This window comes from Roseburia sp. AM16-25 (assembly GCF_003473825.1).
Classification (GTDB): Bacteria; Bacillota; Clostridia; order Lachnospirales; family Lachnospiraceae; genus Pararoseburia; species Pararoseburia lenta.
Genome location: NZ_QUCW01000007.1, coordinates 11,498 through 26,395, shown reverse-complemented (window position 1 = coordinate 26,395; position 14,898 = coordinate 11,498). Strand labels below are relative to the sequence as shown.

At 36.1% G+C, this 14,898-nt stretch carries 14 protein-coding genes and 1 pseudogene; 12 read left to right on the top strand and 3 right to left on the bottom strand.

The genetic code is table 11. The features are described from left to right. Positions 1 to 40: 40 nt before the first annotated feature. The 10 genes from DW183_RS11970 (at position 41) to DW183_RS12720 (ending at position 10,638) form a co-directional block, all read left to right on the top strand. A complete protein-coding gene (locus DW183_RS11970; RefSeq protein WP_118282562.1) occupies positions 41 to 3,679 on the top strand; it encodes a PIN domain-containing protein in 3,639 nt (1,212 codons plus the stop codon). 125 nt (positions 3,680 to 3,804) lie between these two features. Next, on the top strand, positions 3,805 to 4,935 hold the full coding sequence (locus DW183_RS11965; RefSeq protein WP_118282558.1) for a hypothetical protein: 1,131 nt from the start codon (positions 3,805 to 3,807) through the stop codon (positions 4,933 to 4,935). 196 nt (positions 4,936 to 5,131) lie between these two features. Continuing rightward, positions 5,132 to 5,734, top strand: a complete 603-nt coding sequence (gene lexA, locus DW183_RS11960) for a transcriptional repressor LexA (RefSeq protein ID WP_022518944.1) — start codon at positions 5,132 to 5,134, stop codon at positions 5,732 to 5,734. Between the two features lie 742 nt (positions 5,735 to 6,476). Beyond that, on the top strand, positions 6,477 to 6,836 hold the full coding sequence (locus DW183_RS11950) for a helix-turn-helix domain-containing protein (protein ID WP_158573085.1): 360 nt from the start codon (positions 6,477 to 6,479) through the stop codon (positions 6,834 to 6,836). Positions 6,837 to 6,917: 81 nt separating this feature from the next. Beyond that, positions 6,918 to 7,244, top strand: a complete 327-nt coding sequence (locus DW183_RS11945) for a hypothetical protein (protein ID WP_118282546.1) — start codon at positions 6,918 to 6,920, stop codon at positions 7,242 to 7,244. An 18-nt stretch (positions 7,245 to 7,262) separates the two neighbouring features. Next, a complete protein-coding gene (locus DW183_RS11940; protein ID WP_147403381.1) occupies positions 7,263 to 8,132 on the top strand; it encodes a hypothetical protein in 870 nt (289 codons plus the stop codon). Positions 8,133 to 8,323: 191 nt separating this feature from the next. After that, a complete protein-coding gene (locus DW183_RS11935; protein WP_118282539.1) occupies positions 8,324 to 8,884 on the top strand; it encodes a hypothetical protein in 561 nt (186 codons plus the stop codon). Between the two features lie 11 nt (positions 8,885 to 8,895). Beyond that, a complete protein-coding gene (locus DW183_RS12470; RefSeq protein ID WP_158573084.1) occupies positions 8,896 to 9,054 on the top strand; it encodes a hypothetical protein in 159 nt (52 codons plus the stop codon). A gap of 78 nt (positions 9,055 to 9,132) precedes the next feature. Further along, complete coding sequence (locus DW183_RS11930) at positions 9,133 to 10,371, top strand: recombinase family protein (RefSeq protein WP_243069580.1); 1,239 nt, start codon at positions 9,133 to 9,135, stop codon at positions 10,369 to 10,371. Between the two features lie 3 nt (positions 10,372 to 10,374). After that, complete coding sequence (locus DW183_RS12720) at positions 10,375 to 10,638, top strand: hypothetical protein (RefSeq protein ID WP_243069579.1); 264 nt, start codon at positions 10,375 to 10,377, stop codon at positions 10,636 to 10,638. A 262-nt stretch (positions 10,639 to 10,900) separates the two neighbouring features. Here DW183_RS12720 and DW183_RS11925 read toward each other — a convergent pair whose 3' ends face one another. From DW183_RS11925 to DW183_RS12890, 3 genes and pseudogenes are all read right to left on the bottom strand, one after another. Then, on the bottom strand, positions 10,901 to 11,122 hold the full coding sequence (locus DW183_RS11925) for a helix-turn-helix domain-containing protein (RefSeq protein ID WP_118282535.1): 222 nt from the start codon (positions 11,120 to 11,122) through the stop codon (positions 10,901 to 10,903). A 13-nt stretch (positions 11,123 to 11,135) separates the two neighbouring features. Next, entirely contained in the window at positions 11,136 to 11,675 is a 540-nt protein-coding gene (locus tag DW183_RS11920; RefSeq protein ID WP_118282531.1) for a DUF2975 domain-containing protein, read from the bottom strand. Positions 11,676 to 11,922: 247 nt separating this feature from the next. Next, positions 11,923 to 12,003, bottom strand: a pseudogene (locus tag DW183_RS12890) (transposase domain-containing protein); the annotation flags it as partial. A gap of 338 nt (positions 12,004 to 12,341) precedes the next feature. Here DW183_RS12890 and DW183_RS11910 point away from each other — a divergent pair. Together DW183_RS11910 and DW183_RS11905 are read left to right on the top strand one after the other, a co-directional pair. Continuing rightward, positions 12,342 to 13,394 carry a Fic family protein gene (locus DW183_RS11910; protein WP_118282527.1) on the top strand — a complete coding sequence of 351 codons (1,053 nt, stop codon included), beginning with the start codon at positions 12,342 to 12,344 and terminating at the stop codon, positions 13,392 to 13,394. Beyond that, a complete protein-coding gene (locus DW183_RS11905; RefSeq protein ID WP_118282524.1) occupies positions 13,395 to 14,897 on the top strand; it encodes a class I SAM-dependent DNA methyltransferase in 1,503 nt (500 codons plus the stop codon). It begins immediately after the preceding gene. Position 14,898 lies beyond the last annotated feature (1 nt).

The window sequence follows — 14,898 nt, the reverse complement described above, 5'->3', positions numbered from 1 at the left end:
GACTATAGTAAAAATAATAGAGTGAATCGAGGAGAGCAAATTGGTTATTGAATGGGGTAAGGCTGCAGGTATTGCATATAATATAATAAGTCTTTTTCTTAATGATGAAATATCATCAGGAAAGAACAAGATTAAAAATAAAGTTATAGAAAGATTTCATAGGCGAAAAATAAAAAGGTTCTGTTACTCATATTTTATAAAGCATAATGGAACAGTTATAACTAATCCTGTTTTTGCTGAATTCATAAAAAACGATCAGACTATAGAACGTCTTTTTATTGATACCGGGAAAGCGCATGTAGATCAAACTGATAGTGAATATCTTAATTCTGAAATGATTAGAATTGAGAAAGAATTAGAATACCCTATTACTGTTTTAGATAAAAAAGCTATTCGAGGATTCTTAAATGGATTGCTTTTACAACATAGGCAGTACAGAGAAAAATGTTTGACTGATGATTCTAAGCAAATTATTCAAAATAATGATAGAAATACGAAAGAAATTATAAACAGCTTTGAATCGATAAATGAAGATACTAAGAATGAACTATTGGCAGCTATATCCGCCAAGGGATCATTACAGATTAGTCAGGAGAATGCAATCTTTAAGATTCTTAATGATAGTTTTTGGAACGGCGAATTCTACATTTTGGAGAGCATACAACCTGCTCTTCATGAAAAGAGTGAAAGCCTTGATATTTGGGTAAATATGGTGCTAAATATGGCACTTCTTAATGGTGAAAACTATAGCAATTTTCATTCTGTAAATGATATAAAAAATCCAAATGTAAGAGAGGATGCAGTACGGAAGAATGTTATTTTTTCTTATTTGAGCAAAAAAACAGATGAAATTGAAGCGTTCAATGTCTCAGGAGACCTTAAAGAATTAGTAGAGAGAATTAGTATTGGTGATGAATGGCTATTCAGTGAGTCTAAAGAGGTAAAGGATAATGTTGAATGCTATAACATTACGCCTTTTTCTGGGCTCAAGCAAGAAGATGAGACGATTAAAAATCTCCAGATTATTTATATATTTGGCAAGGGTATTTTAGGCGTTGCTAAGGTTATTGATAATATTGGTGTTAGAGAATCCAATTTTATTGTAGAGTTGTTAAGTGATACTAGGCATTATGAAGATTCTATAATAACTTGTGAAAGTGAGACAGAAGCTAGAAAACTATCGTCAGCTTTATTTGAAAAGCTATGGGGCGAAAAAAATAAATATGTCAAAACATGTAAGGAATTGCAAGTGATTTATTGGCGTATATTATTACAAGCAGCATCTGTTAGTAACAACAATAGAGTTAATGATATTGTTTCGAATATTCCGGAAGTAATTAAGGAAGAATTAGCTGAAAGTATTTTTCTGGCCCGTTTTGAAAATGGAGAAGACATTAGCAACAAAGAAGTCATTGATATATGGAATAAGACAAAAAAACCACGTATTATGATTCCATATTTTGCAAAGACTAGTGCCGATAATGCTAAACAGCTTATTAGTGAAATTTCTGATATTATGCAAAATCCGGAATTAGTTATAGTTTACATAGAAACCTATCTAAAAGAGGATAGATATGATGAAGCAAAGCTTTTAATAAGACAATATGAAGCTTTGTGCAATGGGTATGCTGAATTCTTGGTTGATAAGATACAAGTTTTTCATGATGAGGAAGACGTGAAAGTACTTGTGGAAAAATGGAATAATCGGCAGTTGTCTTATATTACTAATCAAACGGATATAGCAATTGCTCACCTTTTGTTTGATTGGAAAAAATATGAGATGTGCCTGAATGTTCTTCAGGCCTTGGAACTTAAGGGATTTGTCAACCATAAATTAAAAAAACTGCGTGCTTTTTCCTTGATAAATACTGATAGAACGGTTGAAGGTCTTTCTATTTTGAATGAGCTTATTCCTGAATGTAGGGAGGATAAGGCAGTTGTGGGCAATATATTAAATTGCTCACTTGGTTTACAGAGAGAGATTTCTGAGGAGGTATTATTAGCAGCAGAAGAGATTAATACTCCTGAGATTAATCTTTACTTAGCAGTTGCCTATGAGCGGCGTGGTGATATAGCGTCTGCCAAAAAGACATATTGGAAATCATTATTATTTAATAAAAATGCTAAGTCAAAAGTTTATGGTACGTATTGGTTTTTCTCAACAAATCATATAAAAGGCAATGGTGAAGTTGAAATATCTGATGAAAATACATGTATTATCGCAGATGAAGTTGATGGTAATAGAAGAGTATCCTTGGGAATTCTTTCAAAAGAGTACTTAGAATCAGAACTTAATTTAGATGATTTATTCATTGTACCAACAGATAATGCTATAAAGCGAGGTTGGATTGGAAAAAAAGTTGGGGCGGTTATTGAATATGAAAGTATTCAGTATAATATAGTCCAGATAAAAACTATGGATGCTCGTTTTTCCGAATATTGTCTTGGAAAAATGATAGATTATGACAATGTAAAAGTTCTATCTGTACCTCAAGATTCTGAACCAGAAAAGATGAGGGAATACTTTGTTAATTTCTTAAAAGAGAACTCTTTCGGAAATAACAAGATTCAAGATTTGATTAAAGATTACAAAGACTTATCAAAAGTACCATTAAGTTTATTTTCTTTATCACAAAGCTTACGTCCCAATTATATAGTTTTAGTGTATGAATTCTTGAAAGATCCGTCATTGTTGATTAGAGAATGGATAGATTATGACAATGATGTAGCTTGCATAAATGAGGAAGGTTACATTCTGTCGTTTTCATCACTTATCCTTCTTTTTTTACTAGATGTACCGGTTGAGATGTTAATCGATAATAATGTATATCTGCCGAAGTCCACAGTATTAGAACTAAGAGATGAGAAAGATAAAGTTATTTCTGAGAACAAACGAGATGGCGGAGGAACGGTAGCTGTTGTTGATGATCAATTGCAGTTTTTTGTAAATTCAGATGATTCAAAGCAAGAATTGATGAAGTATGTAACTGAACTGCTAGAATATGCTGAAAAAATACCTACAGTTGATAATAAGAAGGACTTTTCGTTAAACAATATTCCAGAATCTCAACTGCGGCTTTTATTAGGAACTCCTGATTTAGATGCCATTTCAATTTGTAAAACAGAGAATTATGCTCTTATATCATTTGAAATATTTTTAGTAGAGTTAAATTTATTAGCTGGAAATAAGAGCATTACTCCGCTCGCATATATTAATTCAATCGAAAAAGATGATAGTGGTTTGATTGGTTATCTAAATAAAATGGTTCAATTTCATATGATGAATATTCTTAATAAGGATATTTATGAAAGAATAGCAAAGAGCACTGCCTCAGGAATTACGGAAGAGTGGAACCAATATATTGGAATGATTGATCAACAAGACAGTAATTATAAGAACTGGATTAAAGAACATTTTGCGCTTGTTGGACAAAAATATCAACAGAACAGAGGCGAAGATCAAACTATAAATGATATAGAAAAAATATACACCGTCGAATTATATAAACTCTTGGAACGAGAAGTACATTATAGTATGGATACTCTGCATGATGAAAAAGGCAACTTGGTGATTCGTACATACATGAGAGTATTTGATAAAAAGGAGCAAAAATATATAGAAGGCCTAGATCAAATTATAGATAGCGTGTTTCAAATTGATTTTTCGGATGAACAATAGAAGCCGGAAAATATGAAAAAGGTTAGAATAATGTTAAAAAAGTAAGTCGCGCTCCTTGAAAACCATCTCGCGTTCATGTTTTGCTTGATTTTGTGATAGGGTTTTATCTGAAGGAGGAATAAGACATGAATCTTATGGAAAAGACTTACATTGATAATGGCATAACATATTACATTGATGTTGACGCTTTGAATGCAGAACTAGATATCAGACGAGGTAAAGAAGGTATACAAAATTATGTTGATTCTTTGCCCCAAAAGGATGAAATGAATATGCCTTCTGGTAGATCTGTTTTGGATTGGACAACGAAGGTTCATTGCCCTCGTAATATTTCACAGCTAAAATGCTTGTTGGATGTCATAGCGGTTGAATATGAGAAGGTTATGATTCCAGAAAGCGTGGCATTTGATCCAGAGTATGAAAAGAAAAAGATAGTTGAACGTCAATTGTCTCTTAATGAAAAGAGGAAAAGGTTAGGGCTGGATGTATTCTTGATGGCACATTACCTTTTTTATTTCGGTCCATATAAAATTAGTCCGTTCAATATGAAAAGAGTTTTTGATGGAAAAATGATTGCACCGAGTGAATTCCTTGATGATGTAGAAGAAGTATTAAATCGTTATGATAAGGAACCAGTATATTCTAAAAATATTAAATCAGACTATAGGTGGAACGATGCTAATGATAGGAGCTTACGAAACAGATTTAAAATAGTTTTTCCAGGTTATGAGCTTGTGTCAAAAGTCCTTCGTTATGAGTATGGATTCAATGTATCAAGATGGCAACTGATGCTAGTTATAAATGGTATATATAGTCCATCTCCAGAATTGACTAGCGCTCTTGAGGAGATTTACAATGAAGCGAAGCAACATGTAATAGCAAATAATTTTGGAAGTGATTATTTAGATTTTGAATATTGTGAACCAATTGAGGAAGTAGCAAAAGGTGATTGGTATGTTCCAATATTATTGGGAAATGATACTATAATTACAAGGCATTTTAAATACAAAAAAATGGAGAAATTCTGCAAATTGAATGAAAAGCGTATGCAGCCTGCATGCGTACACGATATGAATATTAGTTCAATATGGGATATTCAAGAAGCTGTAGATCTTGCTCAGGAGAAATTCTCAACAGTATTGGTTTATGCTAATTGGGATTATGTAGATGAAGATATAAAGGCCCTAATATGTAATTACTCGAAAAATCATAATGTCCCGCTACAATACATGTTTAAGGATAATCGTATAGCATAGCCGTTCTAGTCTGTCCCTATAAAAGGACAGGATTTTTGTTACCATAGGTATCATAAAAGGGGGAGTGCACGATTTTCGCGGCTATCAGATATTTTTGATATTTTGTAGATCAGTGTTGCAAACAAGTGTTCGCGGTGATATACTTTCAAATAGGAAGTAACGAAAGCAGATTGTTTCCTTTAGAAAGGAGCGGCGTATGAGACATAAATCTACAGAACTTATGGGTACTATTAAGGCATTTGTAGAGGAATACTACAAGAATTATCGCCACTCACCGTCTACAACAGAGATTGCCAATGCGGTCGGTATTGCTAGAGGAACTGCATATAAGTATCTGTTAGCCATGAGTGACAATGGCATGATCAGATATGATGGCCAGCAGATTTCTACTGAGCAGACCGAGAAGGTTCAGACAGAGTTTACAAGCGTAGCACTTCTTGGTGCTGTTTCCTGCGGCGTTCCCACACTGGAGGAAGAGTACGCTGAAAGTTATGTGTCATTGCCTGTTTCTATGTTTGGCAACGGAACTTTTTTCCTACTTAGAGCTAACGGCGAGTCCATGATTGATGCTGGAATTTCTCCCGGAGATCTGGTACTTGTCAGAAAGCAGTCGGAAGCCATGGATGGCGATATTGTTGTTGCACTTGTAGGGAATGAGAACACGCTGAAGCGCTATTTTGTAGACAAAGAGAATCAGAAGATCAGACTTCATCCTGAGAACAAGACTATGAAGGACATCATTGTTTCAGACTGTGAGATTCAGGGTGTGGCTGTTAAGGTCATTAAAGACCTCGCGTAATGTGTGCTAAACAGTTTTTACAGATCAGACCAGTCGTGCATTGATAATGGCAGTGTTGACTACACTACGGAAAGGCCATTGTCGGGAGATTACAGTATGCTCATCATATCGGTTTCTTGCCCTTTTCCGAATGAGAGATATCAAGCTTGAAAGACAAAGGAGGCGTGATGTTGATGAGTTCAGCGGAGGAAAAAATTGGGGAATGCGTGGTTTGCTGCCACAGATGTGGTGGATTTCTTATGGAGTCAGCTAGTACAACTTCGTATATGGCCTGCCCGGAATGCGGTGCTCGCCTTGTTGTGTGCGTGAAGAAAGGCAAGGTATCCGTATTCGACGACAATAGATCCGAGGAGGAGCTTGCTAAGAAACGGCATGCTCGCTTAACCGGATACGCTGCGAAGCTTAACAAATTAGGCAAGTAGCAATTAGATTTACAATTTAATATTCATGAGGATGCTAGGGAGATTGCTGGATTGGTCGTCGGTATGGCGTTAAAAGACTTACAAATGAGTGACGTCTGGCATTCAAGAGTTTGTGAAGAGAGTCGTATTTACTACGGATAGATGCAGCAAGGGCGTAAGACATCTATTCAGATTAAAAAGGGCCTGCAAAACAGAAGCTAACTTGAAGTATGTTTTTACATACTAAGAGATTTAGTGGTTGTTTTGCAGTGCTCTTTTTATTTTTGTGCTCTTTTTCCGGTTCGCTTCTGTTTTGGAAGGCACCGGAAAGGGTGCAGATTATGAAGAAGGTAAACAGAAACAATAGAGCAATTGATGTAACAACAGTTGGTGGAAGAATTAAGAAGTTACGTACTGAAATGGGAATGAGCCAAGAGGAATTAGGATTTGCTCTTCACATGGAGGGGAAAAGTGTTATCTATGGGTATGAATCAAATAGAAGAGGAATAAGTGGTGATATTCTTGTTGACCTTGCTAAGTTATTACATTCTACACCAGAATATATCATGAATGGAGAATCTCCAGCTGACGAGGATCCGTATATATCTGCTGTTGTTTCATTGATGAAAGGGTTGAAAACGGATAAAAGAAGAAGAATAGCTCTTGAACATATAAAAATCGTTGCTGAAATGGAAGAATAGTCTTGGCGATTGTTCAATCCCATGGTATCTTATATACAGATGAATGAACAATCATATGTATATAGAAATGGAGGTTGAAATATGAGCTATAGAGTACAGTTCACGATATCTGATGAGCAGAAAATTAAGCTTGAAGAAGATATGAGAAAGGACGGTTATCCTAATATATCAGAGCTATGTAAGGCTAGAGTGTGTGGTGATCGCTCGTATGCATCACTATACAAACAACTAATAGAAAGAATTGAGAAACTAGAACCAGGGACAACCTTTATTATTCGAGATTTAATTGATACACCACCAGCGCTTATTGGGCGTTGGTTGTATCAGAATGTTGATAGTGGTGAAGGAAAAAATGTTATTCATGACGGTAAAGATTCCGTTGGTACCGAAAGATATAAAAAAATCTAGATATAAAATGAGGAAGAAATGATGCGAATTGAAAAAGATGTGGCGTTAATAGATAATCCGTTATTGCGTGCAGCAATATGGGGAGATCAGTCGTGTTTATATAAAAGCGTGAAATTTACTGGATATGTTCAAGCGAGTATAGATAAAATAGGCAAAGCATTTATTGAATATTGCATTGCTAGAGCATTAGGAATATATAGATTACCTAATTGTGGTTATGATTACTATACTGACACAAGTGTGTTGTTTAACTCTCTACCAGAAGAGGATATAAATGCAGCATGTGAAGAAATGGAACAGGTAATTAAACATGTTCAAAAAAAGTTAAACGAGTCAAAATTAGTAAAGAATGGAAAAATATCAGTTGTGCGTTGTTTGTCTCATTATCAATTGGAAGATGCAACAGAACAGCTTTTGGATGAGTCTTGTCGAAGCGTGACATTTCCTGTTAGCATTTTGTCCTCTTATTCCTATGATGGTAATGAAAATGAGATATATCCTTCAGGACGTACAGAAACTGGGCAACATATAAACATAAGGGAAGATGTTTCTGTTAGTGATATAGTTTTGTGGGATCAATATGTAGGTGATGGAGGACGAGAATGCATATACTGTAAGTCTATGTATGATGAAGAAAGAGAGCTATGGGTTGTTGATAGAAGTATTAATGGGATGAAGACATTACCACGAGAATGTTTTCTTTATTCAGATGGTCTTCCGGATATCAATAGGATTTCTAGATTTAGGTCGTTTGGAAAGGACTCGCCATTGTGTAGTGGGTTGTATCAAAAGCGTCCATGTGAATATGAAGATTTTTTGACAAAAATAGTAATGAAGAAAAATAAAGCAAAATTAGAAGCGGAGTATATTGAAACAAAAAGACGTTAATTGATATAAGGTTAATTAAAGGTCAGCCTATGCAAAGAACATAGGCTGATTTTTTTGTATAAATTGCATACCCAAAGTGGTCAGAACGCAGACGAAAATAGAAGTCTTTTTTCTTATCATAATTCTTGTAAAGAGTTACGAAGCAGCGCGCAGCTTAGTGACATAAACACAACTGAATATAGGAGGTGTATATGGCCACTAAGGTTAATTTTTATGAAAACTACGGTGACAAGTCAGCGAGGGAGAGGGCCGAGCTGATCTATTCTAATTACTCTTCCGTCCAGGGAATCATCGAGGATTGCAAGATGAGACTGATCTACGAGATTAAGGCAGAGAAGGAAAGAAAGCGTAGCAATCACAAAGATGAACTTGGAGTCCGTATTCAGAATTTGGGCAACTACAGTAATCCTACAGCGGATGAAGCGGTTCTTGATGTAATGCTTGAGGGAGCAATTAAAGGACTGAATTCAGCAGAGGATGCTTTATCAGATCCGGCTCTGGTACAGGAATTCAAGAGAAGAGAGTATGTCATTGTGATGATGGCTGATGAATACGCATCCTTCAAGAGGCACCTGCATGCACTTAGCGTGAAGGAGCAGGAACTTATCATTCCGCTTCTGAAGCAGGAGAAGGACTACTACACACTGGCAGAGGAAGCTGGTGTATCTGTTCCGGTTGTCAGAAGAAAGGCAAGCCGTATTCATTGTGAATTGATTTCCTACATGGAAAATTATTTCATTGAGAAGCTTTAGGAGGGATGGTCATGAAGGAATTAAAAGAGCTTACATTTCCTCCAGAGGCTGAGGAAATGGCTGTTAAGTATGCTGCTTTTGACATTATGAAGCAGCATAACAAAGAAGGAAAGATAACAGACGAAGAACTGCGGTATATCGCGAAAAAGCTTGATTTACCAATTGAGTAATTAGAGTAACCATTATATAATTAAGCTGTATGATGTACTCATAGTACTGACAGCTTAATTGGGAATGCGAGGTGCAATATGGCGCGAAAAGCTGCTATCTACGCCCGTGTTTCTACAGAGCATGAGGCGCAGATTTCTGCACTGGAGAATCAGGTGCAGTACTATGATGAATTATTACAAAGGCATCCTGACTGGGAGCTGGTTGATAGATATATTGATGAAGGTATCACAGGTACATCTATTCACAAGCGTGAATCTTTTATGAGAATGCTTCAGGATGCAAAAGAGAAGAAATTTGATCTGATAATTACCAGAGAGGTATCCAGGTTTGCACGAAATACAGTTGATACACTGCAGCAGACCAGAATCTTCAAATCTTACGGCGTGGAGGTGTGGTTCACAGAAGACAATATCTGGACAATGAATGATGAGGACGGAGAGCTTCGTCTATCAATCATGGCAATGCTGGATCAGAACGAAAGTAAGAAGATTTCACAGAGAGTAAAAGCCGGTCAGATGATTTCATTTAAGAATGGAGTTCTGTATGGCAATGGTAATATCCTTGGCTACGACAGAGTAGGGGATAAGCTTGTTGTAAATAAAGAACAGGCTGAGACCGTGAAGAGAATCTTCGAGCTTTATTTATCCGGCAATGGTGTTCGTATAATTCAGGACATCATGGAGCAGGAGGGCCGAAAGACTGCAACAGGACTTACCAGATGGCAGTCCGGTAATATTAACAGGGTGCTTAGAAATCCTTTTTATTGCGGAAGAATCGTTTATCGTAAGCAATATGTTCCTGATTATCTGGTTCAAAAGAAAATCAATAATTTTGGAGCCGTTGAAAAGGTTTATGTGGAAGGCACTCATGAGAAACTTGTATCACCTGAAGATTTTGATCGGGCTCAGGAGTTAAGAGCAAAACATCGAATCGGAAAGCGTGATAAGAATGGCAGATCTGTTGGTCAGTCATCATGCAAGCATATCTGGGGCAACAAATTTGTTTGTACCTGTGGTCATGCTATGAACAGAAGAATCGCTCACAAGGCAAAAGATGGAAATCTTTCGTATATCTATCAGTGCTATGGACAGTTAAGAACAGGCACACCTGAAAGCAGACGGAAGAAAGGCCTTGAGGTTGATGGAATCTGTGACAACTCATCGTTTATGGAATGGAAGTCGGAAGTTCAGGCTGATTTCATTTTTAAAAAGCTTTTAAACAATAAGGAAGCTATTTACCGTGAAGCAATGTCGATGTTGAATGATGTGGCTGAGGTTAAGGCTCCTGAAAGAAATGATAAGGAAAAGCTTGAATGAAATATGAAGCAACTGGATAAGCTGCATAAGCAAATGGCTAATCTTGTTGATATGTGTGCTGACGGAGATATTTCCAGAGAAGTCTTTCGCAGTAAGAAAAAGAAACTTGAAGATCAGATTTCAAACATTGAAAAAATTAATAGTGAGTGTAGACAGCAGATTCTAGAATTGGAAGATAATGAAGCAAAGGATAGACGCATTGAAAGTCTTTCTGAGTTCATTAAGATGACTGCTTATGATGCCAGGCGAAGATTCCAGAAACAGTGATTGATAACTTTGTGGATCGTGTGGTATTTGATCATGGAGATTTCATCTGGTATCTGAATCCAACCTTTGGAAATGAAGTATACAGTCAATCCACTTCCGATTGGAAAAAAACAACTGTCAACCGCTAGAAGATATGTCATATGCCTGCTCCAGCACAGGCAGCAATCGCAAATAAGTAGTCTGTGACGTAAATTTAAAAATATTTTTTGTAATAGCAATAAATGCCACGAAAATACAATTCGTGGCATTTATTATGTATAGCTTATTCTTCTAATCCGTTAGGATCATATTTTAGTATATCTCCAGGCTCACAATCCAGCACCTTACAAATACCAGCCAGGGTAGAAAAGCGGATGGCACTTACCTTGTTATTCTTAATCTTTGACATGTTCACATTGGTTATTCCGACTTGGTCTGCCAAATCGTTCAAAGACATATGGCGCTTTGCCATCATCACATCAAGTTCTAATACAATTTTACTCATGCCAGAAATCCTCCTATAATAAACCGTCTACATCTTTTTCAAGATTGGCTCCATAGTGGAAAAACTGAGATAGACATAAAACTACAAGACCAAAAAAGATAGTTGAAGCATCAACACTCACTTCAATTGTATTTGTGCTTATAAGTCCAATAACGATGCTTATAACGATTTGGGTTACAGGAATAGCAATCGCAAATATACCAATTTCTCTGACTCTTCTGATATTGTCGGTGCAAAAAGGAAGTTCAGCTTTGAAAATCTGGTTGATATTTCTGCAAATCATAGCACATAATCCCATGCTGACGATGCCTGCAATAAATGCAAAAAGAATAGCAAGAGTATTAAATGAGCCATCAGCAGAAATAACATTTATGTCAAATCCGGTAACAGTGAACGAACCATCATCAATTCTGGATTTAAGTATGTTTTCTATAAATTCGCCAGCTGCCATAGTTACTATGTATGCAACAATCATTAAAGTATCCCCAAGCCATAATAAAATTTCAAAAATCTTGGCTAATACAGCAGTTATATTTATTAATTTTTTGCTCATAAGAATTCATCCTCCAAAATGTTTTGTTTAATTGTGATAGTAATAACACTGCAGTAGCCATTGGTTATCGTTTATCGATAATTATTATATAACACTCGATAAAACAATTGTCAACTATTTTTTTGGATATGTAATAGGGAAAAATCAAATTATCAAAAAGCTAGATTGAAAAATTAAGTAAACGCTCAATAGCGAGTACGATTAAAAATTAAAAACCACCGTAATTGGCGGTTCCTGGTTATGGTTGTTTTGGAATCTCCTTCAGGAGATTTACAAAATAATCATATGGCTTTAAGTTATTTGCCTTTGCAGTTTCAGCAATGCAATGGAATTTGAACTGCTTGCAGATAGTATTAAGCAAATAAATGATAAAGCAAGTTCAGCAGCAAAAAAGGAATGAATTATACGCTTTTTAAGGCTTGTAGACAGTTTTATAAAGTATATCCTCAAATTGGTTCAACAGTGTCGGGTTCCCGTTATTTTTATCAGTAAACATATAGATACCTACTTATGATTTGTGTAAATGAACCTTAATTTAGTCAAAATAACTAAAATGACTAAATTAAAGCTATTGACGACCAAATTAAATCGTAATAGAATAACAATAAATTCATTATGCCATTTGTGAATAAAAAGACGAAATTAAACGTGCAATGAGGTAATTGGATGAGAGATTACAATTATAAAGGTAAATGGGAAAAGCTGCTGACGCCAGAAATAGTGAAAAAGCTCACTCTTATTCATGAGTTCAAAGGTGAACAGAGATTATTTATCGAAGCACACAAGGATGAATTAAAAGAATTGGTGGAACTTGCAAAGATTCAGAGTACAGAGGCTTCAAATAAAATCGAGGGCATTTTTACCTCTGATGATAGATTTAAAAGCTTAGCGCAGGCAAAAACAACTCCAAGAAATAGAAAAGAGTCAGAGATTGCCGGATATCGAGATGTGCTTAATACGATTCATGAGAGTTATGAATATATACCGATTAGTGCTAGTTATTTTCTGCAGTTGCATCGGGATTTATATAAATTTGTTGCGAATAATGATGGTGGTACTTTTAAATCCAGTGACAATATTATTCGGGAAATGGATGTGAAAGGAAATGAGCGTATAAGATTTCACCCCGTACCGGCTTGGGAAACACCTGCCGCTATTGATGAATTATGCAAAGCATATGCGGATGCAAAAGGGGAGATAGATCCGTTGATTTTAAATGCAATGTTTATTCTTGATTTCTTATGTATTCATCCATTCAATGATGGTAATGGAAGAATGAGTCGCCTTTTGACATTGCTTCTGCTATATAAGTTTGGATTTATCGTTGGCAAGTATATCAGTATCGAAAAGATTATAGAAGAATCTAAAGAAACATATTACGAAGTACTTCAGGATAGTTCTATAGGCTGGCATGAGAATGAGAACGATTATAAGCCGTTTGTAGACTATATGCTCGGAGTCATTGTTAGCGCATATAAAGATTTTGAATCCAGGGTGAGTTTGGTGACAAATCCGAACTTTTCAAAACCAGATCGTATACGCGAGATGATAAAAAATCATATCGGTACGATTACGAAATCAGAACTAGTGGAGATGAATCCGGACATTAGTGATACGACGGTTCAGAGAACTCTTTCAGAATTATTAAAAAATGGAGAAATAAAGAAAATCGGCGGTGGTCGTTATACGAAATACACATGGAACACGGAGGGGCAGTAAATGATTACAGGTGAGTTAAAAAATAAAATCGATGGACTTTGGGATGTGTTTGCAGCAGGCGGACTTGTAAATCCACTGGAAGTAATCGAACAGATCACATATCTTATGTTTATTAGGGATTTAGATGATGTAGATAATAAGCGTGAAAAGGAAAGTGCTATGCTTGGACTTTCATATCATAGCATCTTTGAGGGGAAAGTGAAAATCGGTGACCGTTCTATTGAAGGAATACAGTTGAAGTGGTCTGTGTTTCATGACTTTCCTGCAGGAAGAATATATACGGTAATGCAGGAGTGGGTGTTTCCATTTATTAAGAATCTTCATAGTGATAAGAATAGTGCATATTCCAAATATATGGATGATGCGATTTTTAAGCTTCCAACACCACTTCTTTTGTCGAAGGTAGTGGATTCGCTAGATGAAATCTATGACATTATGAACGCTACACAGTCATTGGATGTTCGTGGAGATGTATATGAGTATCTGTTAAACAAAATTGCATCGGCAGGAAGAAATGGTCAGTTTAGAACGCCTCGTCACATCATTCGAATGATGGTAGAGATGGTAGATCCAAAGTCTGATGATGTAATCTGTGATCCGGCATGTGGTACTTCCGGATTCCTTGTTTCAGCTGCGGAATATCTAAGGGAAACAAAGAAAGAAGAAATCTTTTTTGATAAGGATAAAAAAGAACACTACATGAATTCTATGTTCAATGGATTTGATATGGATAGAACCATGCTTCGCATCGGTGCTATGAACATGATGACACATGGTATTGATAATCCGTTTATCGAATATCGTGACAGTTTATCGGATCAGAATGCAGATCATGATAAGTATTCATTGATTCTTGCAAATCCACCTTTTAAGGGAAGTTTAGATGCGGATGCAGTTTCCGGAGATTTGCTTAAAGTATGTAAGACAAAAAAGACAGAACTTTTATTTTTGGCACTTTTCCTTCGCATGCTAAAAGTGGGTGGAAGATGTGCGTGTATTGTTCCAGATGGTGTCCTTTTTGGTTCATCAAAAGCTCATAAGGATATCCGTAAGCAGATTGTAGAAGAGAATCGATTGGAAGCGGTGATTTCTATGCCTTCTGGTGTGTTCAAACCATATGCTGGGGTATCTACCGCCATTCTTATTTTTACAAAGACCGGCCATGGTGGAACAGATAACGTATGGTTCTATGATATGACTGCTGATGGATATAGTTTGGATGATAAGCGTACACCGGTTAGTGAAAATGATATTCCGGATATCATCGAACGCTTCAAGAACCTGGATAAGGAAACCGATAGAAAGCGTACGGATAAGTCATTTATGGTTCCAAAGCAGGATATTATAGATAATGATTATGATCTTTCGATTAACAAATACAAAGAAGTGGAGTATCAGAAGGTAGAGTATCCACCAACATCAGAGATTATGGCTAATATCCGCCAAATCGAGATGGAGATTGGCAAAGAAATGGATGAGTTGGAGAAATTGTTAGGAGAGTAGA